Origin of the sequence: Vibrio sp. PID23_8, from assembly GCF_003584965.1 — a bacterium.
Classification (GTDB): Bacteria; Pseudomonadota; Gammaproteobacteria; order Enterobacterales; family Vibrionaceae; genus Vibrio.
This window is the reverse complement of the sequence record NZ_LIXE01000002.1, coordinates 243,482-269,532: the sequence shown is the minus strand read 5'-3', so window position 1 is coordinate 269,532 and position 26,051 is coordinate 243,482. Positions and strand designations below refer to the sequence as shown.

The window sequence follows — 26,051 nt, the reverse complement described above, 5'->3', positions numbered from 1 at the left end:
CACCATGGCTAAAACAGTAGGCATTTCTGAAGAAGAACTTTACGCTCCGGTTCAATGGAAAGATTGCGGCGAGAAATACGAGGATATCCATTACCACAAGTCTGAAGATGGTATCGCGAAAATTACGATTGCACGCCCTCAAGTGCGTAACGCGTTCCGTCCTCAAACGGTAAAAGAGATGATTGATGCGTTAGCTGATGCACGTTATGACTCAGGTGTTGGCGTAATCATTCTGACTGGTCTAGGTGAAGACGCATTCTGTTCTGGCGGTGACCAGAAGATCCGTGGCGACTACGGCGGCTACAAAGACGATCAAGGTACGCACCACCTAAACGTATTGGATTTCCAACGTGATATCCGCACATGTCCAAAACCTGTGATCGCATCGGTAGCTGGCTGGGCGGTTGGTGGCGGTCATGTTCTACACATGATGTGTGACCTAACGATTGCTGCTGACAATGCTCAGTTTGGTCAAACAGGTCCTAAAGTCGGCTCTTTTGACGGTGGTTGGGGCGCATCTTACATGGCTCGCATCGTAGGTCAGAAGAAAGCACGTGAAATCTGGTTCTTATGCCGTTTCTACAATGCGCAAGAAGCAGTAGACATGGGGCTAGTCAACACAGTGGTGCCACTAGACGATCTAGAGAAAGAAACCGTTCGTTGGTGTCGTGAAGTTCTCCAACACAGCCCTATGGCACTACGTTGCTTGAAAGCCGCCTTGAACGCGGACTGTGATGGTCAAGCGGGCCTACAAGAGCTTGCTGGTAACGCAACCATGATGTTCTACATGACAGATGAAGGCCAGGAAGGTCGTAACGCATTTAACGAGAAACGTCGCCCAGACTTCGATAAGTTCCCTCGTAACCCATAATCCGTATAAGAAAGGGAGCCATTGTGCTCCTCGGTTTCGTTTTTTGTCCTGAGTGTCTCGCCCTCTAGGAGGCTAACGGGTCCTCTCGTTAAAGAGCTCAGAATATACGGCATTACATAGGATTCGAATTATGCGTAAAGCGAAGATTTACCGCTACTGCCTACCAATGGACAGTGGCGTTATACTGCGTGATAACAAGCTGACGGAACGTACAGGTTACATTATTGAGTTGTCAGAAGGTGATAAGGTGGGTCGTGGAGAAGTGGCCCCTCTGATTGGTTTTAGCCTCGAAGACACTCAAGATGCGGGCATTCAACTGCAAGCACAAGTTGAACGCTGGGTGGCAAATTTCCCCTTGGATTACAACCATATGTACTCATCGGTAGCATTTGGTTTATCGATGGCTCAACTTGAGCTTAAAGGCGGCTTACCTGCACAAGGCAAGTACCAAGTTGCTCCGTTGTGTAACGGTGATCCAGACGACCTCATCCCTAAACTTAACGAGATGGAAGGTGAGAAAGTTGCGAAAGTAAAAGTGGGTTTGTATGAGCCGATTCGCGACGGTATGCTAGTGAACTTGTTCCTAGAATCGATCCCACAGCTTACCCTTCGTCTTGATGCAAATCGTGCTTGGACATCAGAGAAAGCGCATCAGTTTGCTAAGTATATTGCACCGTCACTGCGTCAGCGTATCACTTTCTTGGAAGAGCCATGTCGCTCTCCGGGTGACAGTTTGTCTTTTGCGATCAATACCGGCATTGCGATTGCTTGGGATGAAACATTGCAAGACGCGGTTCGCCGTGAAGACTTCAGCCTAGAAGATCTCACGGGTGTGAAAACCATCATCATCAAGCCAACGCTGATTGGTTCGGTGGATTTCTGTATTAAGCTGATTGAAAAGGCGAAGACGCTTGGCATCAAAGCGGTGATAAGCTCAAGCATTGAATCAAGCCTTGGTCTAAACCAGCTTGCGCGCTTAGCACAATGGCAGTTGCCTAATGAGATCCCTGGTTTGGATACCATTGGTCTGTTTAAAGTGCAGCTAGAGCAAGGTTGGCCTAATTGTGAACTTCCAATTATTCCGCTATCAGAGCAGGAGTTAGTGTGGCATTCAGCATAGATGATACTGCGATTGCACCATGGAAATATTGGGCTCAAGTGAGCCCTTTTTCTATTGCGCTTGAAACCAACAATGAATCGCTGAGTTGGCAGCAATTAACCGCTCACATTGACCGGTATGCTCACGACCTGCAACAACAAGGGGTGAAGAGCGGTGATCTGCTCACTCTCGTCGGTAAAAATCAAGCCGAGACACTATTGTTTTACCTTGCCGCGCAGCAGTTGGGTTCCATTACAGCGTTAACCATGCCGCAACCTCTTGAGGCATTACAAGGTAAGCTAAACACCTTGTATAAGCCAAACCAGTCGCGCTTTGTTTGGTTAGCTGATGGTATGGAGAGTGCGTACTCGGAGCCGCAATTATCACAACTGGATGTTACCTTACTCTCATTTCCGGTAGTGGCAAACACGGAGGCCATCGCTTCAACAGAAGTTTATGAACACGATGCGCTAGCCTCAATTGTGTTTACCTCTGGCTCAACAGGATCCCCTAAAGCGGTGGCTCATAGTCACAGGCAGCACCTTGCTTCTGCTCAAGGCTTGTTGGGTGAATTTCAGTTCAACCAACAAGATACTTGGTTGCTCTCTCTGCCGCTTTACCATGTATCAGGCCTCGCGATTGTGTATCGATGGCTGTTTGCTGGTGCAACACTCAAAGTTGGGACAGGGAACTTAGCTGAAGACATTGTTGGCGTCTCTCATGCGTCTTTGGTTGCAACACAGCTCAAGCGGTTATTGGATGAACAAGTGACGTTGTCTCTGACTCATGTACTGCTCGGTGGTAGCCATGTCGCGCATGAGTTGGCATTACGCGCAACTTCGCAAGGCATTGAAACTTGGCTAGGTTACGGCATGACAGAAGCGGCCTCTACGGTTACCGCAAAGCAAATCGACAGGGTGAGCAATGCAGGGCATCTACTGCCAAATCGCGATATTAAGCTGTTGAACGAAAGAATTTATATTGGTGGACAAACGCTTGCGTCTGGCTACTTTCAGCAAGGAAGTTTGACCAAGCTGGTGGATGAAAATGGTTGGTTTGACAGTAAAGACCTAGGTGTGTGGCAAGGCAATGAACTTAAGATCATTGGTCGAGCAGATAACCAGTTTATTTCTGGCGGTGAGAACGTTCACTGTGAAGAAATTGAAGCGGTACTAAACCAAATCGAGAGTATTTCGCAGAGTATTGTGGTGCCAATAGAAGATGTGGCATTCGGACATCGCCCAGTCGCGGTGATTCAAACAGAATCCTTACTGAGTAAAGCGCAATATGAGCAGCATCTGCAAACCAAGTTGGAAAAATTCAAATGGCCAGTAGCTTACCACTTAATGCCTCAAAGCTTATTAGGAGGAGGGATTAAAGTGTCACGCAAGGCGGTTAAAGACTGGCTATTCTCCATACTTAACTGATCTACATTCAGGTTAACTAGTCAATTTTGCTATCAATTAGTCGAAAAGGGAATTTCGTATCCTTATAACTCTGAATCATAATCATGCTCAAAGATTAAGGAATAAGGCATAAGTTTCAGAATGATCAAATTAGCGTTAGCGGTGGCGGTATTACTGCAAATCGGTGTTGCTATCAGCAGTGAGGGCTTAATGCGTTCATTGGCTGAGTTAACCGCTTTTCTGGTCGCTTTGGCTTTAGTGTTAGTACACAAAAGCCAAAGCGTTCGAAAAGCTGAGTCAGTTCAGCCAAAGAAAATCAATCGAAGCTTAGCTGAGAAGTAGCCAACCCAGTGATATTGTTGAAATCAGCACCCAAAGCGTCACACCAAACATTAACGGCTTTGCCCCTGCCGATTTCAGTTTTGATACTGAGATACTACAGCCAATCAAGAACAAACATACCACAAGCGCCTGTTTAGCAATCGTAAAGATACCTTGATATACCATTTCAAACTGTGGGAAGAAGTCGCTGAATGCGATGGCAGCACAGTACCAAAAGATGAAGTAAGGAATTACTAGCTTACTCTTACCTTCTTCGCCATTCCCACGAGAGAAAATTATCGCGCTGATTAGTGCAACAGGAATGATCCACAACGCGCGAGCGAGTTTTAATGTTGTTGCGGTTGTGAGTGCTTCCTCACCGTAAGCCGATGCAGCACCGACGACTGAAGAAGTATCATGAATGGCAATCGCTGCCCATGTACCAAATGTGTGCTGATCCAAACCAAGAGCATGACCAAGCACCGGAAAAATAAAGAGCGCTAAAGAGTTAAGGACAAACACAGTCGCTAAGGCTAAGCCAATTTGCTCATCCTTCGCTTTGATGGCGGGGGCAACAGCGGCAATGGCACTGCCACCACAAATCGCAGTACCAGAAGCGATCAAATAAGCGGTAGTGCGTTCGAGTTTAATGACTTTCGCGATCATCATACCAATTACTAGCGTACCCACGATGGTTGTGATGATCAGACCAATACCGTCAGAAGTGACGGCCAGTGCTTGCTCAAAATGAATACCAAAGCCCAAGCCAATAATGGAGTAAGAAAGCAACTTCTTGGTAAACGAAGCAATAGGAAGCTCTGTCGGTACTAGGCTAAAGCTCGCCAATAGAAAACCAATCATAAGCGCAATAGGAGAGGACGCAAAAGGGGTGAAGCAAAACAGCAGTGCCAGTCCAAAGGGAATATTCTTTGTATTCAAGGATGTCGTTCGTTGTAATGAATTAAAGCGTCAAGTATACAGTAACGTTTTTGGTCAGAAAGTCTTAATGAATTGAACAAGCGTTCAGAAAAACTAAACGTATGTATAAGAGCCAGAAATACTTCGCTTAAACTCAGCGCCAGTTACCGCGCAGCGCTTTTACTTTCTCAAACATGGCGCTTGCAGTGGCTTCTTTGGGCTCGACAGGTGTACCCGCCTCGATTTCTAATTTAGACCAAAAACGCGTCGGCATGCCTTTACAAGCTCGACCTTTTGCACGACTGAAGTAGCTGCCCCAGAGTCCTTTTAGTGCCATTGGGATGACTGGTACAGGGCTACGACGAAGAATAATATCGATACCACGCATAAACTTATTCATCTCACCATCTGCAGTGAGTCGACCTTCAGGGAAGATACAGACGATGTGGCCGTCGTTCAGTGCTTGTTCAACATCATTGAAGGCACGACGAATGGATGTTCGGTTGCTTGCCGAGATCGGGATCACGCCAGCACGGCGTAAGAAGCGTCGTAGCGGCGGAAGGTTGGCATAATCCTCTTCCATGACAAAGCGGATCAAACGGGGGCATACTGCGCTCAGCAATAGTGCATCCATGTAGCTGACGTGGTTACAGACGATCAGCGCACCACCATGATCTGGCAAATAGTGCAAGTTCTTGTGTTTCACACGGTAAATAGTGTGGGTCAGTACCCACATAATAAAACGCACAACAAAGATAGGGATCTGCAAAAAGATATAAGTCGCGACGAGAAAATTCATTATGGCTAATAGTGCGAACAACTGAGGGATTGTCATCTCTATCACGCTGAGACAAACAATGCCGAGGATGGCGCTACCAACCATAAACAGGGAATTGAAAATGTTTAACCCTGCAATCACCTGAGCGCGTTCCGTCTCTTTGGCTCGAAGTTGCATCAGAGCGTACAGCGGTACAATAAATAGCCCCCCTGATGCGCCAATCATTAATAAGTAGAAGAACAGTGGCCAAAATGCTTCGTAGCTAATGAAGTCCGCTAAGGTATGGAATCTTGGCAATTCGGAAGGGATAGAGGTGGTCATCAGGTAACCGAATAGAGTGATACCAAGCGCACCAATGGGTACGATCCCTATTTCGATACGGTGGTTGGAAAACCAGTTACACGCTAACGAGCCTAATGCAATCCCAATGGAAAATAGAGCCAGTAAGAAGGAAACGGCACTTTCAGTGCCGTTCAAATATTCTTTGGTAAAGTTTGGAAATTGAGTTAAGTACGCAGCACCTAAGAACCAGAACCAACTAATGGCCATAATACACTCAAATACGATACGATCAGATTTAGCAATCGAAAGTGTGTGCTTGGTTTGTTTATAAGGTTGCCAGCGGAATTGAATGTTCGGAGCGCTTGAAGCCGCGAACGGAATAAACCGACTGGATAAATAGCCAAGCAAAGCGAAGATAACCACGCAGAACGCGGCTAAGTATTTTGCGTTGTCTGCAGAGGCAATCAGCCCTGCACCAATAGTACCAATGAGAATGGCGATGAAGGTTCCGGCTTCTACGAGTGCGTTACCTGGAATAAGCTCTTTTTCGTTGAGTTGCTGAGGTAAAAGTGCGTATTTAACCGGGCCAAAGAAAGCGGACTGAGTTCCCATGAGGAATAATAATAGCAGCAAGATACCGTAGCTTTCGGTAATAAAGCCTATCGCACCGAGCAGCATGATGCCGATTTCGCACAGCTTTACGTTACGGATAAACCATGATTTTTCGTATTTGTCGGCCAGAACACCTGCTGATGCAGAAAACAAAAAGAAGGGCAGAATGAATAAGCCAGCGGCTAAGTTGATGAATAGATTGCTTGATATAGGTAAGGCGCTCGAACCAGCAAAGGCCACAAACAGCAACAGCACATTCTTGAAAATATTGTCATTGAAAGCCCCCAAAAACTGGGTCACAAAGTAGGGAAAGAACTTTCTTTGAGTAAGTAGAGACGGCTGACTGTCAGATGGCATGAATAATCCCTTTATTACCAGTTGACGAGATAGTTAGAGAGCAGGTTATTAATCAGCTGTTTACCATCAATGGGTTCACTCGAGAAAAACTTATCATCGACGCTAAGAAGAGTAATACCATGCACGCCTGACCATAAAACACGACTCGCTTGTAGTACTTCGGATTCTGTTCGATGAGGGGAAATTTGAGCAAGTAATGATTCCAACATAGATGTCATGCCATCAATACGTTTAGCGTGCCACTCTGGTAATTCAGCACCGTTCATGTTGTGCTCAAACACAAGCTGCCAACGGTTAGGGTGCTGTTTTGCGAAGTCGTGATAGCAGTAGGCTAGTTCAAACAAGGCTTGATGGGGATCTTCACAATTGTGAGTTGCTTTTAGCGCTTCTTGCTGTAGCTCGTCCAGTGTTTGTGCTACAACGTGTAACAACAGTAAATTGTAGTTTCCAAAAATGTTGACCAATGTGCTAGGCACGTAACCGATCATATTTGCAATCTTACGAAGACTGAGTTCGTGGTAAGAATTTTCATCTAAAAAGTGCTTGACCGTCATTAAGGCCAAATTCACTAACTCTTCCCTAGTATGATCGTTTCTGCGCGCCATAGTCCCAAACCACATATTGAACAATGTTCAATATGATAGTCAGCTCGTGAATATGCGTCAATAAGACAAAGAAGTCATAAGCCTATAAGTTTGGCAATATTCTGATACATGTCTTCTATTGTGGAGTGTTTCATTGTTGAATGTGACGGAGTATGATGGTCATATCTCATATTTAGCGTGCTACTGACATTAGATGCTTGTTCGTCGCACAGTCCGCAGCATGATTAAGTACTTATCGTCAATTTTAAGGATAACGATGAAACGTTTATTTTCGATTGTCGCCCTACTGATGTTTACTGTTGCTGTAACGCCTATCGCGGAAGCGAAGAAGTTTGGTGGTGGTAAATCTTTCGGTAAGAGTTATAAAACCGCGCCTGCGCCAAAACAGCAGCAGCAAAATACAAATACGATCGGTAAAGAGCAAACGACTAAGTCTTCAAGCAAGAAAGGCTTGATGGGAGGTTTACTTGGTGGTCTTCTTGCCGGTGGGTTACTAGCCGCATTCTTTGGTGGTTCGTTCGAAGGCATCCAGTTTATGGATATCTTAATCATTGGTTTGATTGCTTTTGTCATCTTCAAGCTAATGCGAGGCCTGCTTGGAGCTAAGCAGGGCAGTATGAACCAGCATCGTCAGCAGCCTGCATTTGGTGGTAATCACTCTAAGTTCGAACAACCAAACATGCAGAACTTTGAACAGCAGCCAAATACAAACACAGGTGGCTTTGGTGGTTTCGGCAATCAAGCGGATATCCCACATAACTACCCTCCGGGCTTTGACCAAGCAGCATTCATTAATGGTTCTCGTGAACACTACCGAATCCTGCAAGGTGCTTGGAATCACAATCAACTAGACACGATTGAAGAGTATGTTTCTCAGAGCTTATTTGAAGACCTGAAGGCAGAGCGCGCGAAGCTAGAAGGCGAGCAACATACAGATGTGATGTACGTTGATGCGGAGATTGTTCGTGCGGATTACGATGCGAATAAAGCACAGCTTAGCCTACAGTTCAGCGGTCGCTACCGTGATGCTGCTGAAAATATCGAAGAAGATATCAAAGATATCTGGCATCTTGAGCGTGATCTAACTGTGCCAAATGCACCTTGGTTGATCGTTGGTATTCAAGGTTAATCGCCAAACATTCGATTTCGTTTTAATAAAATCCCGTTTCTAAGCGGGATTTTTTATGTCTGGAATCTGAAGCTAAGTATGTTCTGGGTTGTGTTGTTAGGTGGAGTATCAAAGAGCGCTAATAGTTTAAGAGCATCAATCGATTATTGTCGATTATTCACTTAGCGTAACTCAATGCAGTATTGGTTCTGTAGCTATCAGCCAATCTATTCTTGTGCTTTGGCTTTTAATGGTTGTTTATGTATTAATGAATACAAGTCAGGGGTAACTCGATGGGAACGATATTAGGTCTTTTGCTGCTCGTGTTATTAGATTACATGTTGTTTAAGAAGGCAGGCATGCATTTTCCCAAATGGGTAGAGAAGCAATACGCTGATCATTTAGAAAAAAGCAAAGACGAGCGCTAAGCGTTAGTCTGTTTTGTGTGTAATAGAACGAAAAAAGCCAGCTCAATGAGCTGGCTTTTCAATATGGTGGAGGGGGACGGATTCGAACCATCGAAGGCGGAGCCGGCAGATTTACAGTCTGCTCCCTTTGGCCACTCGGGAACCCCTCCAGGGTGTTGTCTTACTCTTCACAAAGTAAGCTTGAAAAGTGTTTTCCCAACACGGCTTTTCAAGTGGTTTCTTATGATGTGCTCACAAGAAGCAATATGGTGGAGGGGGACGGATTCGAACCATCGAAGGCGGAGCCGGCAGATTTACAGTCTGCTCCCTTTGGCCACTCGGGAACCCCTCCAGGGTGTTGTCTTACTCTTCACAAAGTAAGCTTGAAAAGTGTTTTCCCAACACGGCTTTTCAAGTGGTTTCTTATGATGTGCTCACAAGAAGCAATATGGTGGAGGGGGACGGATTCGAACCATCGAAGGCGGAGCCGGCAGATTTACAGTCTGCTCCCTTTGGCCACTCGGGAACCCCTCCAGGGTGTTTTCTTACTCATTGCAGAGTAAGCTTAAGAGTGTTTTCCCAACGCATCTCTCAAGTTCGGAGCGAATCATAGCAAACTCGCTCCGGCTGTAAAGCGTTTTTCTTACGTTTTCACATCGAATGCTGCCTTTTTGGGCAAAGATGATAGAAACTCGGCATTTTGTATGTGGAATATACAAAGTAGATACTGACTTTTTACTCGAATTTACACTCCTTGACGTTATTAAGGGATTCAACTGATAAACTGTAGGCAGTTTAATGAGATAACCCTAAATGACATCAAAATTATGAGCATGAAAGCCACTTTATCTGTTTTAACGCTTTCTATATTGATGGCATCACCGACCGCTATTGCAGCAAAGCGTGGTCCATCGGCTGTTACGGTTGTGACAGAGCAAGTAGAAACGCATGAAATTAACCAATCTCTGTCGCTTATTGGCAAGTTAGAAGCCGCTGAATCTGTGGTGGTTGCCTCTGAGGTCTCTGGAAAGGTCAAACAAATCACCGTTAGTGCGAACCAAAACGTTCAGCAAGGTCAGCTCTTGGTCCAACTCAATGATGATAAAGCTCAAGCGGCTTTGATTGAGGCAAAAGCTTACCTCAGCGATGAGCAGCGCAAGCTCAAAGAGTTCCAACGTTTGTTAGAACGCAATGCGATTACCCAAACTGAAATTGATGGGCAAAAAGCGCGTGTAGAAATAGCACAAGCACGCCTTGACGCGGCTAAAGCTAACCTAGCGGATCTTCACATTACTGCCCCTTTTGCCGGTACCGTTGGTTTTATTGATTTTAGCAAAGGTAAAATGGTGAGCGCAGGCACCGAGCTCTTAACGCTTGATGATTTGTCGGTGATGGAACTGGACTTGCCAGTGCCAGAACGTTACCTGTCAATGCTTTCTGTTGGTATGGAAGTGCACGCAACGACCAGTGCTTGGGGTAATCTCGACTTTACAGGAAGAGTGACTGCCATTGATACCCGCATTAACGCGGAAACGCTGAATTTGCGCGTTCGAATTAAGTTCGATAATCCTGAGAATCGCTTAAAACCAGGTATGTTAATGAATGCAGCGTTGGCATTCCCGGCTATCGAAGCGCCTATTATTCCAGTGCAAGCCCTAGAGTACTCAGGGACGAAACGTTTTGTTTACGTAATCGATGAAAACAACAAAGCCAAGCGTCAGCAAGTTTTCCTTGGGGCTCGAGTTGAGAACGAAGTGGTGATCGACTCAGGTGTGGAAATTGGCGACAAGATCGTCGTTCAAGGCATTGTTAATATGCGCGATGGTGTAGAAGTAAAAGAGATTGCCGCGCCTTCTGAAGTAAAAAATGCCGATGCCAAGGGCGAGCAACATGAAGCCGCTAAGGAAGTGAATTAATGTTACTTTCTGATGTTTCGGTAAAACGCCCTGTTGCTGCGTTGGTGTTAAGTTTGCTGCTCTGTGTTTTTGGCTTTGTTTCATTTACTAAGCTTGCAGTCCGCGAGATGCCAGACATCGAAAGCCCGGTGGTTTCGATCAGTACACGTTATGAAGGCGCATCGGCCACGATCATTGAAAGTCAAATTACTTCGGTACTTGAGGATCAGCTTTCGGGCATCAGTGGCATCGATGAGATCAGCTCAACGACGCGCAACAGTATGTCGCGCATCACCATTACCTTTGAATTGGGTTATGACTTAAACACCGGCGTGAGTGATGTTCGTGATGCCGTGGCGCGTGCACAGCGTTCGTTGCCGGATGAAGCGGACGATCCCGTTGTTTACAAGAATAATGGTTCTGGTGAAGCCTCCCTCTATATTAACCTCAGTTCATCAGAGATGGACCGTACCCAGCTAACGGATTATGCCGAGCGCGTACTCATGGACCGTTTCAGTCTGATATCGGGCGTCAGTTCGATCGACTTGTCCGGTGGTTTGTACAAAGTGATGTACGTGAAGCTAAAGCCGGAGCTGATGGCGGGGCGCTCTGTCACTGCCTCTGATATTACTGCCGCTCTGCGAAGTGAAAACTTGGAAAGTCCAGGTGGTGAGGTTCGTAACGATTCAACCGTCATGTCAGTACGTACAGCACGTACGTACAATACGCCGGAAGACTTCCAATATCTTGTCGTGAAACGTGCTAGCGATAACACGCCTATTTATCTGAAAGATGTGGCGGACGTGTTCATTGGTGCGGAAAACGAAAACTCAACCTTTAAGAGCGATGGTGTAGTCAACATTAGCTTGGGCGTCGTTCCGCAATCAGACGCCAACCCACTAGAAGTGGCACAGGCGGTGCGCTCAGAAGTGGATAAGATTCAGAAGTTCTTACCGGACGGTACGCGTCTGGCCATCGACTATGATGCCACAGTATTCATTGAACGCTCGATTGATGAGGTATACAGCACGCTCTTTATTACGGGTGGTCTGGTTATTTTAGTCCTCTATATTTTTATTGGTCAGGCTCGGGCAACGCTTATTCCAGCGGTCACTGTGCCGGTATCGCTGATTTCTTCTTTTATCGCCGCCTATTACTTTGGTTTCTCGATAAACCTGATCACCCTGATGGCATTGATTCTGTCGATTGGTTTGGTGGTTGATGACGCGATTGTGGTGGTAGAGAACATTTTCCACCATATAGAACGCGGTGAATCACCACTGCTTGCTGCCTATAAAGGTACGCGGGAAGTTGGCTTTGCAGTGGTCGCTACGACACTGGTTTTGGTGATGGTGTTCCTGCCCATTTCCTTCATGGATGGCATGGTTGGTTTGTTGTTTACCGAATTCTCAGTCTTGTTGGCGATGTCGGTGATCTTTTCGTCATTGATCGCGTTGACGCTAACGCCAGTGCTTGGCAGTAAGATTCTAAAAGCAAACGTAAAACCAAACCGTTTTAATCTCGTCGTAGATAAATTATTTGCCCACCTAGAAACCGGCTATCGAAAAACGTTAAAAGGTGCACTTAAGTTACGTTGGGTCGCTCCGTTGGTGATTGTTGCTTGTATGGGGGGCAGCTATGTCTTGATGAATCAAGTACCTGCACAGTTAACACCGCAAGAAGATCGTGGTGTTATTTTTGCGTTTGTTCGTGGTGCGGATGCCACGTCATACAATCGTATGTCGGCAAATATGGACATTGTAGAAGACCGCTTAATGCCATTGCTTGGCCAAGGCTTTTTAAAATCATTCAGCATCCAGACGCCTGCTTTTGGTGGTCAAGCTGGCGATCAAACTGGCTTTGTGATCATGATTTTGGAAGATTGGAACGAAAGAGATGTGACCGCGCAAGAAGCGTTAAACCAGGTTCGTAAGTCGTTGGCCGGTATTCCTGATGTCCGAGTATTTCCTTTCATGCCTGGTTTCCGTGGTGGTTCAAGTGAACCTGTCCAGTTCGTGCTAGGTGGCTCTGATTATGATGAGCTTTTGGTTTGGGCTGAAATGCTAAAGAATAAAGCGGAAGAGTCTCCAATAATGGAAGGTGCGGAGATCGATTATTCTGAGAAAACCCCAGAGTTATTGGTCTCGGTTGATAAGCGTCGCGCAGCAGAACTGGGTGTGAGTGTCAAAGACATCTCGGACACATTAGAAATAATGCTCGGCGGTAAGAGTGAGACCACCTTCGTTGAGCGCGGTGAAGAGTACGATGTCTATTTGCGTGGTGATGAAAACAGCTTTAGCAATGCGGAAGATTTGAGTCAGATTTACCTGCGTACCAACAGCGGTGAATTGGTGACGTTAGATACGGTAACCAAAATCGAGGAGGTCGCGGCCTCGATCCGTCTGTCCCACTACAACAAGCAGAAATCGATTACCATTAAAGCGAACTTGTCGGATGGTTTTACGTTAGGCGAGGCACTGAACTTCCTCGACCAACAAGCGATTGATAATCTGCCGGGTGATATTTCGGTGAGTTACTCTGGGGAGTCGAAAGACTTCAAAGAGAACCAGGCTAGCGTCGCGATTGTCTTTGGCTTAGCTTTACTGGTGGCTTATCTAGTACTTGCCGCGCAGTTCGAAAGCTTCGTTAACCCATTAGTGGTAATGTTCACCGTTCCAATGGGGGTATTTGGTGGGTTCTTAGGCCTTGTGGTTATGGGGCAAGGAATGAACATCTATAGCCAGATCGGTATGATCATGTTGATAGGCATGGTGACCAAAAATGGTATTTTGATTGTTGAATTTGCTAACCAACTCCGTGATCGAGGTATTGAGTTTGAAAAAGCCATTATTGATGCCGCCGCTCGTCGTCTTCGTCCGATCATGATGACGGCGTTTACTACGCTAGCTGGGGCCATTCCACTCATTGTTTCCACCGGAGCCGGTTATGAAAGCCGCGTCGCGGTCGGTACCGTGATTTTCTTTGGTATGGGCTTCGCAACCTTAGTGACGTTATTCGTTATTCCAGCAATGTACCGCCTGATCTCTGCGAAGACTCGAGCGCCAGGACATGTGGAAGCGGAGCTTAATAAAGCGCTTAGTCACGATAACAAGGGGCGTATCGCTCACCCATAATATGAGCGATAGCGTAGCCAATCAAAGCGTCGAACACTGGTTGTTCGGCGCTTTTTTATGTCAATCATTTCTGCCATTTCTCAAGCGTTTTTTCTACGCTATACCACTTACTTATCTGAGTCGGTATCACGCATCGTCCATTGCTCGGCTGTTCACTATGCCGTGTGGTTAATAAGAGGATTATTAAAACCGCGAGCTGCCGGTTTAAAACAAAGAGAACGATGAAGCAATTATTGGATCGTGATACGGGCTTTCACTTGTGTGAGGGGGCGTTTTTTGGCGGTAGAATAAAGCCCACCGAAATGGGCTTTAGTTTTCAGTTTAAGAGGTAAACGTCTTAGCGAAAGATTACGCAGGAATCGCAACAGTTTGTGCGACAACCACTTGATTGAAGTCCATGCGAGCTTGCTGTGCTTGCTCAGACAATTGTAGTTTTTTGTCTTGAGTCGCTGTTACAGCATCAACTAGAGCCTGCAATTCATCTTGCATGTCTTGAGGTAGGTGATGATCAGAAAAGTTGGTGTCGTTGCTGTGCTCCAAGGCAAAGGCACGAATACGTTTACGCATTTTCATCAGTGCTGCTAATGCTTCACGTTCTTCTTCTGCCGCTTCTTGAGCCGCATCACGTGCACGTTCGAACTTCGCCATCGCCATCCCTTCCGTTGACCATGGGTCAATGTCCGGAAGTTCTTCAATGTTGATAGTTGGCTCGACGTAATCTTCTTGATGTCTGATATCGAGTGATGTTGCGCGCACGGCGGAGACCATCAGCATGACTGAGATACCAAGTAGAGGTAAACCGCCAACGATCGCTGCTGTTTGTAGTGTGCTTAAACCGCCCATAAACAGGAGAACAGTCGGCAAGAACGACAACGTGAATGCCCAGAACATACGGTTCCAACGCATTGGTTCTTCCGTTACGTTATTTTGCACAACAGAAGCGAGGATGTAAGAGATCGAGTCAAATGTCGTTGCGGTAAAGATGATACAAAGTATGGTAAATACTGCGATCACGACGGTGCTCATTGGCAGCGCATCCAACATAGCGAAAATAGCAGTGGTAGCGCCTTCAGCATTGAGAATGCCAACCACGTCAAGTTCACCGGATAGCTGCAATGATAGGCCGTAGTTACCTAAGATCATGAAGAACAAGAAACAGCCTAGAGAACCGAAAAAGATCGAGCCAGAGACCATTTGCTTAATAGTGCGACCACGAGATATGCGTGCGACAAACAAGCCCATGCTTGGTGCAAACACCAGCCACCACGCCCAGTAGAAGATAGTCCAGTCTTGTGGGAAATGAGTATCATCAAAGCTACCGTAGCCACCAAATGGTTCTGCCCATGTCGCCATGACAAAGAAGTTAGACAGCATACGGCCAATCGAATCGAGACCGGTTTCCAACATAAAGATGGTTGGACCTGCTACTAATACGAAAGCAAGTAGACCCATTGCGCCCCAGAAGTTGATGTTACTCAACACCTTGATGCCTTTCTCCATACCTGCGTAAGAGGAGTAGGCAAAAATGGCGGTACAGATGAGAAGAACAAGTACTTGGCTAAAGGTATTCTTTGGTAAACCAAACAGGTAGTGCAGGCCTTCACCAATCAGTGGTGCCGCTAAACCTAAACTGGTTGCCGCACCGCCAAGCAAGCCGAAGATGAATAGTACATCGACCACTTTACCTGCCGCGCCTTTACTGCGCGCTTCACCTAGTACAGGCATGAGTGCACTTGATACTTTTAGCACTGGCTGTTTACGCACATAAAAGAAGTAAGCGATCGGTAGTGCTGGGATAAGGTAAATTGACCATGCGATTGGCCCCCAATGGAACAGGCCATACGTTGCCGCCCAGCGAACCGCTTCTTCACTGCCTGGTTCTAGTTGGAATGGTGGCGACGGTAGTAATATGCCCATTCGATACAACCCCAGTAAAGAATACTGGCACCGATGCCACCGCAGAACAGCATTGCAGCCCAAGACGCTGTTGAGAACTCTGGCTTTTCATCTGGGTCGCCGAGTTTAATTTGTCCCATGTCGCTGAAGACAACATAGATCATAAATACAAAGGCAGCGAGGCCGAGTGCCAAATATAGGAAGCCAAGTTTGTCTGTCATGAAGGTTTTCGCGACAGCAATCCATTCAGCGCCTTCTACAGGAAATAAAATTAAAGGGAAAACAATGGAGAGAAGTAGCGCAATGGCGCCAAAAAAAGTGGGTTTGTCGATAAGAGAAAATGCGTTTTTCAAAGTTCATCGTCCGTTAATGAATAGTTAATTATTATGGGGTGGAGTAAAAAAACGTTCAAACGAGGAAGCTTGTCGTAAAGAAAGATAATCTTGTTCATACCCAAGTAACCTCGAGATGCTTGGTTCATCGAGAATGACTTAGCTTGAAGTCACTTGGGTATAATGACTAACGTTTACACAAGTGCGAGAAGAACACCGTCAACCGCTAATACTGCAGAGAAGTATTGGCCTGCTGAGTATGAATCGTCTTCTTCTGCTTCAATGGTGTCGGGGTGAGCCATAGCTAACGCACCATGGGCAAAAGGTTCCACTTGCTCACCGACGGTTTTGTTTTCCGCTTCTACTTTTTTGCTTTCGTGGTCAATGTGCTTCAGTGCAGCAAGCAAGGATATACCTCCGAACATTAGCACTCGTTCACTGAGTGCAGGTAAAAAGGTGTTATTTTTGTATTGGTGAAGTGAGTAATTTCTTACGTGAATTCTATAAGAAATAGATCTGTTTCTGTCGATTTTACATGACTGAAAAATAAGCAAAAACCCGACCGGCTTTTCGCAGCAAGGTTAGGAAATAGGCAAATATTCTATTTGCATCGAAGAGTGTTGTTCCGTTCGGCAAGGTGTTGGTACGCTTGGAGGAGATTGTCTCTTTGGACGAATCGTACTGGTGGCGCTAATACGTTGAGTTGGTAATCTGCGCTATCTGTTGTGATCGCTTGGCTAGGGGTAATCACGACCACATTTAAGTTTGGATTGCGGTTGAGGATCGATGCTGCCGTGCCTAAGCCGCCTTCAGTGTGGAATTTACCGGCAACGTGAATCACTTGAGTGCCGGGATGTTTTTCTAAGTATTTGACGATGGACTCCGCCATGGTCTCATCCCATGTAACCTGAGCTGCGTATTGCTTTTCAGTTTGTTCCGGTTTGCCATGGTGCATGGATGCCATGAACTTTTCTTTGTATGGGCTGCTTGCTGTGTTGATTTCATCCGCAACAAAATTGCGCTCATCGCTATCGAGTTTATCTAGGTAAGCGACACCTTGGCGACCAATACAACGCACAATGTTTTTTGGCGCGTTTGCGGCAATGACTGGAATCTCAGTTTGCTTGGCAAATTCGACCAACGGGCGGTAATCACTTGCGTAATTTGGCCATGCATTACTTTGTTTCATGAAGTACTGCTCGCCAATTTCACCGTTTAGGTATGAATCCAAGATCGCTTGCTTATCACGCGCCACTTGTTCCATGGAAAGTGCAAGAGGACGGTTTATAGAAGATAGCTGTTTTAGCATGTCGGTCTGAAAACGGTGGATACCAGCGTGTGTATGCCATTCACCAATCAGAATCACATCGGCTTGCTGTAGCTCTGGCGTTAATTGATTGACAGAGATGGCTTCACCAGAAGGAGCATGAAGTTGGTAGTCATAGAAACTGGTCACGTTACCAGCAACGGTATTAGGAGTGGTCGGTGTATTAGATGTACAGCCTGTAATTAAGCCCGTAAAAATCAGACCTAGGGTAGAAAAGCGCATTGAAAGCCTCCAGAAATGTCTGAATGATATTGGTGGAGGCTGACTAGCGAATGAGTAATGGCAATTTAGTCTTTGACGTTAAGCCTTGCCACTCTCCACAACGGTTTTTTTGCGGTAAACACGCAACATAAAATCCGCCTCACACTGGAAAAGTGTAGCGGACTTGAGCTCCTCTCGAAGTTCGTCTGTTGCTTTCCATGCTAAAGGTGTCATCTGCAGAAGATCGAAGGCGACACCATTTTGTAAATCCATGCTGTAGTTAAGCTGTTGCTGATGCTCTAGCTCAAAGCCTTCGATGTTCTCAGGCTCTTCGTTGTGGAGGCGCACGTCTTGGTAAATACGCTCACGGAATTGATATAAGTGGCGAGCCGCAGGGGTGACGGTAATGACAACACCGTTGTCTCTTATCACTCGTTGCAGTTCCTCGGCTTTGCACGGAGCGTAGATACGCAGAATGGCATCTAATGATTGCTCAGCAAATGGTAAGCGATGGCTCGATGCCACACTGAAATCGCAGTTAGGGTAACGCTTTGATGCAAAGCGAATGGCGATTTTTGAAATGTCCAAGCCGAAGACTTGTGCTTGTTCATCTTGCGCTTGCAGTGATTGTTGCACTTGATCAGTGTAGTACCCCTCACCACAGCCAATATCGAGCAATTGGTGGCGAGTACCTTCTGTGTACTTTGCACACAGGCGAGCCACTTCTTGGCGCAATGGATCGTAATGGTTCCCGTCAAGGAAGCGACGACGCGCTTGCATCATCTCTTTGTTGTCACCTGGATCTTTAGAGCGCTTGTGGTGTGCTGGCATCAAGTTCACATAGCCTTCTTTTGCTAGGTCAAACTGATGGTTGTTTTCACACTTAAACGTCTTTACGGTTAGCGTTAGCGGTAAGTGACATAGAGGGCATTGGTAGTTCATGACGATCTCTGACGGAGGTTAGGGCGACAAATTCTACCAAAAGGATAGCCTCAAGCGAAATAAAAAAGGCCGGATAAACCGACCTTAAATAATCTGAATTCTGGTTCCACACCATTTATCTTACGGAGATGATGGTCACCAGTTCATGGCTTTCTCCAGGTTGTAGAGTTTTACCTTGTTCAATACTTGGCGCATGAAGAGCGGATTCGACACAAAGCATTGTTTCATAGCCGTTGTCTGCCATGTCACCCATACCTTGTGCGCCTTCTGCCCAAGGATTCCACAATACTGCAGAGTTATGACCGTGGTTTTCTACGCTCAGTGTGCGGCTGAATACTGGATCTTTCACGAAGATTTGCGCTTCAGGCTGAGTGTAAACACGATCGATAGTGTCCGTCAGTTGCAGAACGTCACCACCTTGGCATACTTCGCCGGCTTTCAAGCTATCAATATATTCAGATCCCATACCGGTGGTGTGCGCTTGCTTGACGTCACCCACGTTGAGGTAAGTGTGCAGTGCACCAGAGAACGTCCAAGCATCGTCATCAATATTGGTCACTTTTAGTGTAATTTTCAGTTCTTCACTCACTTCAACAATTAGGCGAGCATCAAACATGTGTGGCCAAATGTCGTGAATCTCTTTTGAAGGGAGCAAAGCCAGTTCAACGATCACACCATTGTCGTTTTCGCGATGCTCAACCAGTTCCCATTCTGCTGTACGAGCAAAACCGTGTGCCGGCGCGGCAATGCGACCAAACCAAGGCCAGCAGACTGGGATACCGCCGCGGAGTGCGGCTTTACCATCAAAAAGGGCTTTTTCGCTCATCCAAATGAGATCGTCTTGACCTGCAGGCGTAAACGAAATCACATGACCACCGTGTAAAGCGATACCAGCGATGGCTTTATCATGAATAATGCGAACCACTTTTACTTGGTCGATTTCTACGACAGTGACATTGTCAGATAGAACGGTTAAGGCAGGTAGAGTATTTAAATCCATGTGATGTTTCCTATAGCTGGGGGGCGGAGGGACCTTGGCCCATTTACCATGGTTACTAGGGCGCATGTTGAAGGCAACCCTCAATTTCCAGATACAAAAAAGGCGACTCTAAGGCCGCCTTTTATTCAAATCTTATGTTTCAAACACAAGCTTCGCTAATGACTCAATATCTAATTACTTAGAAACGTGAGCGATTAGGTCTAGAACTTTGTTTGAGTAACCGATTTCGTTGTCGTACCAAGATACAACTTTAACGAAGTTATCAGTTAGAGCGATACCAGCTTTAGCATCGAATACTGAAGTTTGAACTTCACCGATGAAGTCTTGAGAAACAACTTGATCTTCAGTGTAACCTAGAACGCCTTTTAGTTCGCCTTCAGAAGCTTCTTTCATTGCTGCACAGATAGCTTCGTAAGATGCGCCGTTCTTAAGGTTAACTGTTAGGTCAACTACAGAAACGTTAGCTGTTGGTACGCGGAAAGCCATACCAGTTAGTTTGCCGTTTAGTTCTGGAAGAACAACGCCTACAGCTTTAGCTGCACCAGTTGAAGATGGGATGATGTTCTGAGAAGCACCACGACCACCGCGCCAGTCTTTAGCAGAAGGACCGTCTACAGTTTTTTGAGTTGCTGTAGTCGCGTGAACTGTTGTCATAAGACCAGATTCGATACCGAACTTGTCGTTAAGAACTTTAGCGATAGGCGCTAGACAGTTAGTAGTACAAGAAGCGTTAGAAACGATGTCTTGACCTGCGTAAGAAGCGTGGTTAACACCCATTACGAACATTGGAGTTGCGTCTTTTGAAGGACCAGTAAGAACAACTTTCTTCGCACCAGCTGTGATGTGCTTACGAGCTGTAGCGTCGTCTAGGAATAGACCAGTTGCTTCAGCTACTACGTCAACACCGATTGCATCCCATTTTAGATCTTCTGGGTTACGCTCAGCTGTTACACGTACAGTTTTACCGTTAACGATTAGGTTACCGCCTTCAACTTCAACAGTACCGTTGAAACGGCCGTGAGTTGAGTCGTACTTCAGCATGTATGCCATGTAATCTACGTCGATAAGGTCGTTAATACCTACAACTTCGATGTCGTTGCGCTCTTGCGCTGCACGGAATACGAAACGACCGATACGGCCAAAACCGTTAATACCTACTTTGATAGTCATTATAGTTGCTCCACAACTTAATTTCTGATTAAAGATAACTGGTAGTAAAATTACAGAATCCAGTAAACATCTGCAACAGATAATCGGACTTAACTTGTCTAAAGTCAAAAAAATGCGACGCTTTTTTTAACAATTCTTCGCAAGTGCTCGATTTTTAAACTTTTTGCTGGCTATTCTACATTCCAGTTGGCGTAATATAACTTTTGAGATAAGTACTCGTAGCAATTTAATTACACGTGGTGTTCTGGTGAGAAAGTATGTGCTACAAATGTTACGAGAATCAAGTTTTTTGCCAAAAAAGTCATGACCAAAAAAAATAGAAGGAATAACCATTGGTGAAAGAAAGTAGAGTAAAGGTGATGAAGTCTGATGAACAGTGGCGTGAACAGCTTTCAGATGAAGAATTTCGAGTCTGTCGAGAGCAAGGCACAGAGCCACCATTTACGGGTAAGCTATTGCATAATAAGGAGACAGGTGTGTACGCCTGTACCTGTTGTCATGCCCCTCTGTTTGTTTCAGATAGCAAGTATGATTCTGGCTGTGGTTGGCCAAGTTTTGATGCGCCAATTGATGATAAAGCAGTACGATATTTAGATGATCTAAGTCACGGAATGGTTCGAACTGAGATTCGATGTGCGACCTGTGATAGCCATTTAGGTCACGTTTTTGAAGATGGTCCCCAAACAACGGGTGAACGTTACTGCGTGAATTCGGTGTCGTTAATTTTCAACAAATCTGGTCAATAATACGGATATTCATTGAAAGAATGTTTCATCCTTTCAATGAATAGACGACTTGTTCACGATGACCATGCATAAATAAACTCCCGAGTTTAACGGGAGTTTATTATTTTATAAATCGTTAGGAATCATCCTTGGTGAATAATTTCCTTTGGCTATCGACTTAGAAATAGAACTAGCCAGATCTTCCAACTCTTCATACGTTTCTGCTTTTGTAAAATTGAACATCCGCTTCAATTGGGTTTCATCGGCAAGAGGCACATCAAAGCGTTTCCCCACCATTGCCCATAAGTAAGCTTGCTCTTTATTTCCTAGGCCTTGGTTAATGCTCGCCATGGACTCGAGTATGACAGGATTCAGATTGCTAGCGTTGGACATCGATAACGCATTATTAAGTAAAACGAGTGTTTTGTGTGGGTCGCGGCTAGTATAGAAGGTCGCGAGGGCATATTGCAGTTCAGCGGAATTTAACTCTGGTTTGCCTTCTTTTTGAAGAAACTGACGACGGGCCTGCTCATCACCCGTTTGTGACCACAAGAAATAAAGCGTCGATGGATCATCCGATCCTTGTAGTTCAGCCACTATTCGATCCAGTTCATCAATGCTATGAACTAACGCATTGAAGCGCTTTCTCTTCAGCGCACTTTGATCGATTGGTGTGATCTGAGAGGCAAGCTCTAAACATTTACGGTATTTTGCGACTAAGCCGTATTCAACCACTTGATTGGCTTCAGAGGGCTCTTTGAGTTGTTCAAAGCGGTGCCAAACCAGATCCGTTCGTGGGATTCGGCATTGTCCGTCGTCCATATTGAGATGTTCACAACGCAGCTTAGGGTTGTTTTGACATAATTCTTCTGTCGTTATATTGCCTTCAAAGCAGCCTGTTAATGTTGCAGTGGCAAGACTTGCCAGTAACCAGTATGTTCGTTTCATGGTTTGCTTGTGATCCGTTACACCAATTCATTTGTGTGTTCTTGACTCTGTTTCTTAACTCGTTATGTTCTGTAAACGAATGTGATAAGAAGGTACATTATGGACGCAGAACAACTATTAAAAGCGATCACGCCAGAAGTCTATGACCGATTAGTCTATGCAGTAGAAACAGGAAGATGGCCAGAGGGTACAACACTTTCCCAGCAGCAGCGAGACTCATGTATGCAAGCTGTGATGTTGTATCAATCAAAACATAACACCGATGCTCAGCACATGACGGTAGCGGCAGGTGGTGAAATCAGCTTTAAGTCTAAGCAAGAATTGAAAAAGCAATTCTGTGAAGATGAGAGTGACATCGTCCGCGTGAACCCAAACCATACCTGATGGTGTGAGACAATTATACCAATCGTAGTAAATAATTGGTGATTATAGCTTGTAATAACGCTCGATAACTTCGTTTAAATTTTTGATTGTAGAATCACTATTTATCGAAAATTTTAGCCTTGTTCTTAAACGTTTTTCCTGTGCTGACTCTGCTCACTTACGGTGATTGAGATTAGAAGAAAAAGCCCAATTATCATCATTGGGCTTATGCATTCTAAACGTGTAGGTGCGCTAAGCTTACAGGCTCATTTCACCGCGTAGAACTTGCTGCATTTTTTCCTTGATTTCTTCGTACGACAGGTTTTGGCTAAGTAAGTAGTGCAATTTCGCCAGTGCCGCTTCGGAAGTCATATCAAAACCACTGATCACGCCAGAATCAGCAAGCGCACAGCCCGTCGCATAGCCACCCATATTCACCTTGCCCGCTAGACATTGCGTTAAATTGACCACAATAACCCCACGTTCAGAGGCTTCTTTCAAGTGGCCTAATAGCTCTGGATTTTGTGGCGCGTTGCCAACGCCGAAAGTGAGTAGGATCATTGCGTTGACGGGTTGGCGTAACGTGTTACGGATAACTTCGTGTGAAATACCCGGATACATAGTGATCACACCAATTGGCTGTGGCGTGATGTTATGTACTTTGAATTCACCTTCTGGTTTTGTACCCACACTCACATTGTTGCTGATCTGGATGTTAATCCCCGCTTCCAATAGTGGCGGAAGGTTCGGTGAAGTAAACGCATTAAAACCATCTGCGTGAGATTTGGTGCTGCGGTTACCACGCATCAATTGGTTATTGAAGAAAAGTGTCACTTCATTGATTGGGTAATTTGCGGCAATGTGCAACGCATTTAATAGGTTTGCTTGACCATCAGAGCGCAGTTCAGCCAATGGAATTTGCGAACCCGTTACGATGACCGGTTTACCCAAGTTTTCAAACATGAATGACAAAGCAGACGCAGTGTATGCCATGGTATCCGTACCATGCAGAATTACGAAGCCATCGTAGTCATCGTAGTTAAAACGAATATCGTCAGCGATTTGCTGCCAATCTGCGGGCGTCATATCGGATGAGTCGATCAGAGGCTCGTACTCATGAATCGTGTATTCTGGCATTTCCGCACGGTGAAACTCGGGCATACTGGCGAGTTGCTTTTCCATAAAGCCAGCCACAGGCACGTAGCCGTGATCCGATTTTTGCATGCCGATGGTGCCACCGGTGTACGCGATGTAGATGTGTTTTCTAGTCATCGTTCTACTTTGTTTTCATGTATGGGAACAGTGGCGGGGATTATAGCGAAATGAAGCCTAATAAAAAGGGGCATCTCGCACAGAGATGCCCCTTTTTGGCTAAGCTAAAAAAGCTATTGTACTTGGCAGGTCAAACAGAACGCATATTGACCTTTTGGATCGTTAAAGCTTCGCAGCATGCTTGCGTCTTGTTCGAATTGTTGAACCACTGGCTGAAGACTTTTTGGTAGAAAGCTTGAGGCATCGATACCTAAAGACACTTTCGCCTGATTCATGAATTCTTGAATGAATTGTTCTGAAGGTGATAATGGCTCTTCAACCCAGTAAATGTTGTACTTATCGAGTTGCGCCAATTCTGCTGCCAGCTTGACCGCATCATCAAAGTCACCCATTTGGTCTACAAGTCCGAATCCTTGCGCATCTTGGCCTGTCCAAACACGACCTTGCGCGACTTTATCGACTTGTTCTAGCGACATATCACGATTAGAACCCACTAAAGAAATAAAGCGTTTGTAGCCGTGTTCGATACCGAGTTGAAACGCTTGAGACGCGCCTTCCGATAGACCCGTAGTGAGTCCTTCACCAGAGAAGGGGGATGTGCCAACCCCGTCGGTATTGATACCCAGTTTATTAAAGCCTTTCTCAAAAGTCGTGATCACGCTGAAAATACCAATGGAGCCAGTGAGAGTGGTTGGCTGAGCAACGATCTTATCTGCACCCATTGAGATCCAATAACCGCCAGATGCCGCTAAGCTAGACATAGAAGCCACGACGGGCTTACCTGCTGCTTTGAGTGCCTCGACTTCATTGCGAATCACTTCTGAAGCAAACGCGCTACCGCCAGGGCTGTCAACACGAAGAACCACCGCTTTTACTTTGTCATCGTTACGCGCTTGGCGAAGTAGACTCGCGACCGTATCGCCACCGATACTACCGCGTGGCTGCTGACCGTCCATAATGGTACCGCTCGCGACCACAACCGCGACGTCACTTTCGGCGATATTAACATCTGGACGAATCGTTGCGAGGTAGTCGTAGTAGCCAATGGCGTTGTAACTGTCTTTACCATCACTGCCAAACTTATCCGCAAATAGGCGACGAATATCTTGACGGGTGGCGAGTTCATCCACCAACCCTACTTTTACCGCCAATTGTGCAATGTCACCATCGACAGACTTCATTTCAGCCAAAAGCTCATCCATCGTTGGGTTAAGAACGTTGGCATTGATGTTGCGGTTGGTGGCGACGTCATCAACGTAAGCGCTCCAAAGCTGAGTAATCCAACGAGTGGCAGACTCTTTTGCTGCATGAGACATATCATCACGAATGAATGGTTCAATGGCAGACTTATAGGTACCGACACGAAAGACATGAGTAGAGACATCGAGCTTTTCTAGCAGAGTTTTGTAGTACATCGAGTAAGAGCTGTAGCCTTTAATCAGTACACCACCGTCTGGGGCTAGGTAAACTTTGTCGGCGTAGCTTGCTAGATAGTATTGGCTTTGATTGTAAAACTCTCCAACTGCGTAGATTGGTTTGCCGGAAGACTTGAACTCATTCAATGCTTTTGCGATGTAGCGAAGCTTGGTGAGATTGGTTTCTGGCATATCACGTAGCGCAAGCACAAGGCCTGAAACTTTCGGATCATCTTTCGCGTAGCGAATGGTATCGACAATATCGAACAAAACATTTTCTTTTGGCAGCTCATTGCCTAATACTGAACTTGCAACTGAGTCCATCGGGTTGACGTAACGACGTTGCTCCACGATAGGTCCAGAAAGGTTCATGACTAACGCCGATTCTTTCTCAATAACGGGCTGGCCATTCCCTGTGTAGGTAAAAGCAAAATAGAAAATGGCGATCATCAATAAGAAAATCAAGTTAGCCAATGCAAGCCTGACAAAGGTGATGGCTTTCCAAATCCCCTTAAATATCAGACCAATAAATTTGAAGAGTTTTTTCATCTTGTCTCCACAATGAGATAGTCATTCCCTAATCTTATAAAGTCTGGGTTCTTATCTCTAAGATCTCATAAGATAACATTTTTTTAGCTTATCACGGTCACTCAATAATTGGCATATT

General features: G+C 45.6%; 20 protein-coding genes, 3 tRNA genes and 2 pseudogenes. 10 read left to right on the top strand and 15 right to left on the bottom strand.

What is annotated here, in order from left to right:
- Nucleotides 1-4: 4 nt before the first annotated feature.
- From menB to AK966_RS05090, 4 genes are all read left to right on the top strand, one after another.
- The gene (menB, locus tag AK966_RS05105; protein ID WP_099080317.1) at nucleotides 5-871 is read left to right on the top strand and encodes a 1,4-dihydroxy-2-naphthoyl-CoA synthase; all 867 of its coding nucleotides are present in this window, start codon (nucleotides 5-7) and stop codon (nucleotides 869-871) included.
- 130 nt (nucleotides 872-1,001) lie between these two features.
- The gene (menC, locus tag AK966_RS05100) at nucleotides 1,002-1,991 is read left to right on the top strand and encodes an o-succinylbenzoate synthase (RefSeq protein ID WP_119463657.1); all 990 of its coding nucleotides are present in this window, start codon (nucleotides 1,002-1,004) and stop codon (nucleotides 1,989-1,991) included.
- Nucleotides 1,976-3,397, top strand: a complete 1,422-nt coding sequence (menE, locus tag AK966_RS05095; protein WP_099080315.1) for an o-succinylbenzoate--CoA ligase — start codon at nucleotides 1,976-1,978, stop codon at nucleotides 3,395-3,397. Before menC ends, menE begins: the two co-directional genes overlap by 16 nt.
- Before the next feature lie 120 nt (nucleotides 3,398-3,517).
- Nucleotides 3,518-3,718, top strand: a complete 201-nt coding sequence (locus AK966_RS05090) for a hypothetical protein (protein ID WP_099080314.1) — start codon at nucleotides 3,518-3,520, stop codon at nucleotides 3,716-3,718.
- On the opposite strand, the gene AK966_RS05085 is transcribed toward AK966_RS05090, so the two are convergent.
- The 3 genes from AK966_RS05085 to AK966_RS05075 all read right to left on the bottom strand — a co-directional run bounded on the left by AK966_RS05085 (nucleotide 3,704) and on the right by AK966_RS05075 (nucleotide 7,249).
- Nucleotides 3,704-4,609, bottom strand: a complete 906-nt coding sequence (locus AK966_RS05085) for a YeiH family protein (protein WP_182852604.1) — start codon at nucleotides 4,607-4,609, stop codon at nucleotides 3,704-3,706. The genes AK966_RS05090 and AK966_RS05085 overlap by 15 nt on opposite strands.
- Before the next feature lie 160 nt (nucleotides 4,610-4,769).
- Entirely contained in the window at nucleotides 4,770-6,644 is a 1,875-nt protein-coding gene (locus tag AK966_RS05080) for an MFS transporter (RefSeq protein ID WP_119463655.1), read from the bottom strand.
- Nucleotides 6,645-6,658: 14 nt separating this feature from the next.
- Nucleotides 6,659-7,249: a TetR/AcrR family transcriptional regulator gene (locus AK966_RS05075; protein ID WP_099080355.1), complete on the bottom strand. Its 591-nt coding sequence runs from the start codon at nucleotides 7,247-7,249 to the stop codon at nucleotides 6,659-6,661.
- A gap of 256 nt (nucleotides 7,250-7,505) precedes the next feature.
- Here AK966_RS05075 and AK966_RS05070 point away from each other — a divergent pair, with 256 nt between their 5' ends.
- Nucleotides 7,506-8,378 (top strand): Tim44 domain-containing protein, encoded by an 873-nt coding sequence (locus AK966_RS05070; RefSeq protein ID WP_099080311.1) that lies wholly within the window; start codon nucleotides 7,506-7,508, stop codon nucleotides 8,376-8,378.
- Between the two features lie 272 nt (nucleotides 8,379-8,650).
- Entirely contained in the window at nucleotides 8,651-8,785 is a 135-nt protein-coding gene (locus tag AK966_RS20075) for a hypothetical protein (protein ID WP_099080310.1), read from the top strand.
- A gap of 64 nt (nucleotides 8,786-8,849) precedes the next feature.
- Here the strand turns inward: AK966_RS20075 and AK966_RS05065 are convergent.
- The 3 genes from AK966_RS05065 to AK966_RS05055 all read right to left on the bottom strand — a co-directional run bounded on the left by AK966_RS05065 (nucleotide 8,850) and on the right by AK966_RS05055 (nucleotide 9,298).
- Nucleotides 8,850-8,934: transfer RNA gene (locus AK966_RS05065), tRNA-Tyr, on the bottom strand.
- Between the two features lie 97 nt (nucleotides 8,935-9,031).
- Nucleotides 9,032-9,116 (bottom strand) — tRNA-Tyr (locus tag AK966_RS05060).
- Nucleotides 9,117-9,213: 97 nt separating this feature from the next.
- Nucleotides 9,214-9,298 (bottom strand) — tRNA-Tyr (locus tag AK966_RS05055).
- A gap of 293 nt (nucleotides 9,299-9,591) precedes the next feature.
- Between AK966_RS05055 and AK966_RS05050 the strand changes: the two genes are divergently transcribed.
- Together AK966_RS05050 and vmeF are read left to right on the top strand one after the other, a co-directional pair.
- Nucleotides 9,592-10,680 carry an efflux RND transporter periplasmic adaptor subunit gene (locus AK966_RS05050; RefSeq protein ID WP_099080309.1) on the top strand — a complete coding sequence of 363 codons (1,089 nt, stop codon included), beginning with the start codon at nucleotides 9,592-9,594 and terminating at the stop codon, nucleotides 10,678-10,680.
- Complete coding sequence (vmeF, locus tag AK966_RS05045) at nucleotides 10,680-13,793, top strand: multidrug efflux RND transporter permease subunit VmeF (RefSeq protein WP_119463654.1); 3,114 nt, start codon at nucleotides 10,680-10,682, stop codon at nucleotides 13,791-13,793. The genes AK966_RS05050 and vmeF overlap by 1 nt, the downstream gene beginning before the upstream one ends.
- Nucleotides 13,794-14,141: 348 nt before the next feature.
- On the opposite strand, the pseudogene AK966_RS05040 reads toward vmeF, so the two are convergent.
- The 6 genes and pseudogenes from AK966_RS05040 to gap all read right to left on the bottom strand — a co-directional run bounded on the left by AK966_RS05040 (nucleotide 14,142) and on the right by gap (nucleotide 20,661).
- A pseudogene (locus AK966_RS05040) lies at nucleotides 14,142-16,042 on the bottom strand (BCCT family transporter).
- 173 nt (nucleotides 16,043-16,215) lie between these two features.
- A pseudogene (locus AK966_RS05035) lies at nucleotides 16,216-16,437 on the bottom strand (hypothetical protein); the annotation flags it as partial.
- A 185-nt stretch (nucleotides 16,438-16,622) separates the two neighbouring features.
- Nucleotides 16,623-17,570 carry a ChaN family lipoprotein gene (locus AK966_RS05030; protein ID WP_099080306.1) on the bottom strand — a complete coding sequence of 316 codons (948 nt, stop codon included), beginning with the start codon at nucleotides 17,568-17,570 and terminating at the stop codon, nucleotides 16,623-16,625.
- Nucleotides 17,571-17,648: 78 nt separating this feature from the next.
- The gene (gene rlmA / locus AK966_RS05025) at nucleotides 17,649-18,491 is read right to left on the bottom strand and encodes a 23S rRNA (guanine(745)-N(1))-methyltransferase (protein WP_099080305.1); all 843 of its coding nucleotides are present in this window, start codon (nucleotides 18,489-18,491) and stop codon (nucleotides 17,649-17,651) included.
- 115 nt (nucleotides 18,492-18,606) lie between these two features.
- Nucleotides 18,607-19,491, bottom strand: coding sequence for a D-hexose-6-phosphate mutarotase (locus AK966_RS05020; protein ID WP_119463653.1), 885 nt, complete (start codon nucleotides 19,489-19,491; stop codon nucleotides 18,607-18,609).
- A gap of 174 nt (nucleotides 19,492-19,665) precedes the next feature.
- Entirely contained in the window at nucleotides 19,666-20,661 is a 996-nt protein-coding gene (gap, locus tag AK966_RS05015; protein ID WP_099080303.1) for a type I glyceraldehyde-3-phosphate dehydrogenase, read from the bottom strand.
- A gap of 359 nt (nucleotides 20,662-21,020) precedes the next feature.
- On the opposite strand from gap, the gene msrB reads away from it, so the two are divergent.
- Complete coding sequence (gene msrB, locus AK966_RS05010; RefSeq protein ID WP_099080302.1) at nucleotides 21,021-21,407, top strand: peptide-methionine (R)-S-oxide reductase MsrB; 387 nt, start codon at nucleotides 21,021-21,023, stop codon at nucleotides 21,405-21,407.
- A gap of 105 nt (nucleotides 21,408-21,512) precedes the next feature.
- Here the strand turns inward: msrB and AK966_RS05005 are convergent, their stop codons facing one another.
- The gene (locus tag AK966_RS05005) at nucleotides 21,513-22,334 is read right to left on the bottom strand and encodes a DUF2989 domain-containing protein (RefSeq protein ID WP_099080301.1); all 822 of its coding nucleotides are present in this window, start codon (nucleotides 22,332-22,334) and stop codon (nucleotides 21,513-21,515) included.
- Nucleotides 22,335-22,433: 99 nt separating this feature from the next.
- Here AK966_RS05005 and AK966_RS05000 point away from each other — a divergent pair, with 99 nt between their 5' ends.
- Nucleotides 22,434-22,718, top strand: a complete 285-nt coding sequence (locus tag AK966_RS05000) for a YeaC family protein (protein WP_099080300.1) — start codon at nucleotides 22,434-22,436, stop codon at nucleotides 22,716-22,718.
- Between the two features lie 237 nt (nucleotides 22,719-22,955).
- Here AK966_RS05000 and ansA read toward each other — a convergent pair whose 3' ends face one another.
- Both ansA and sppA read right to left on the bottom strand, forming a co-directional pair.
- The gene (ansA, locus tag AK966_RS04995) at nucleotides 22,956-23,969 is read right to left on the bottom strand and encodes an asparaginase (RefSeq protein WP_119463652.1); all 1,014 of its coding nucleotides are present in this window, start codon (nucleotides 23,967-23,969) and stop codon (nucleotides 22,956-22,958) included.
- 113 nt (nucleotides 23,970-24,082) lie between these two features.
- Complete coding sequence (gene sppA / locus AK966_RS04990; RefSeq protein WP_119463651.1) at nucleotides 24,083-25,933, bottom strand: signal peptide peptidase SppA; 1,851 nt, start codon at nucleotides 25,931-25,933, stop codon at nucleotides 24,083-24,085.
- Between the last annotated feature and the right edge of the window lie 118 nt (nucleotides 25,934-26,051).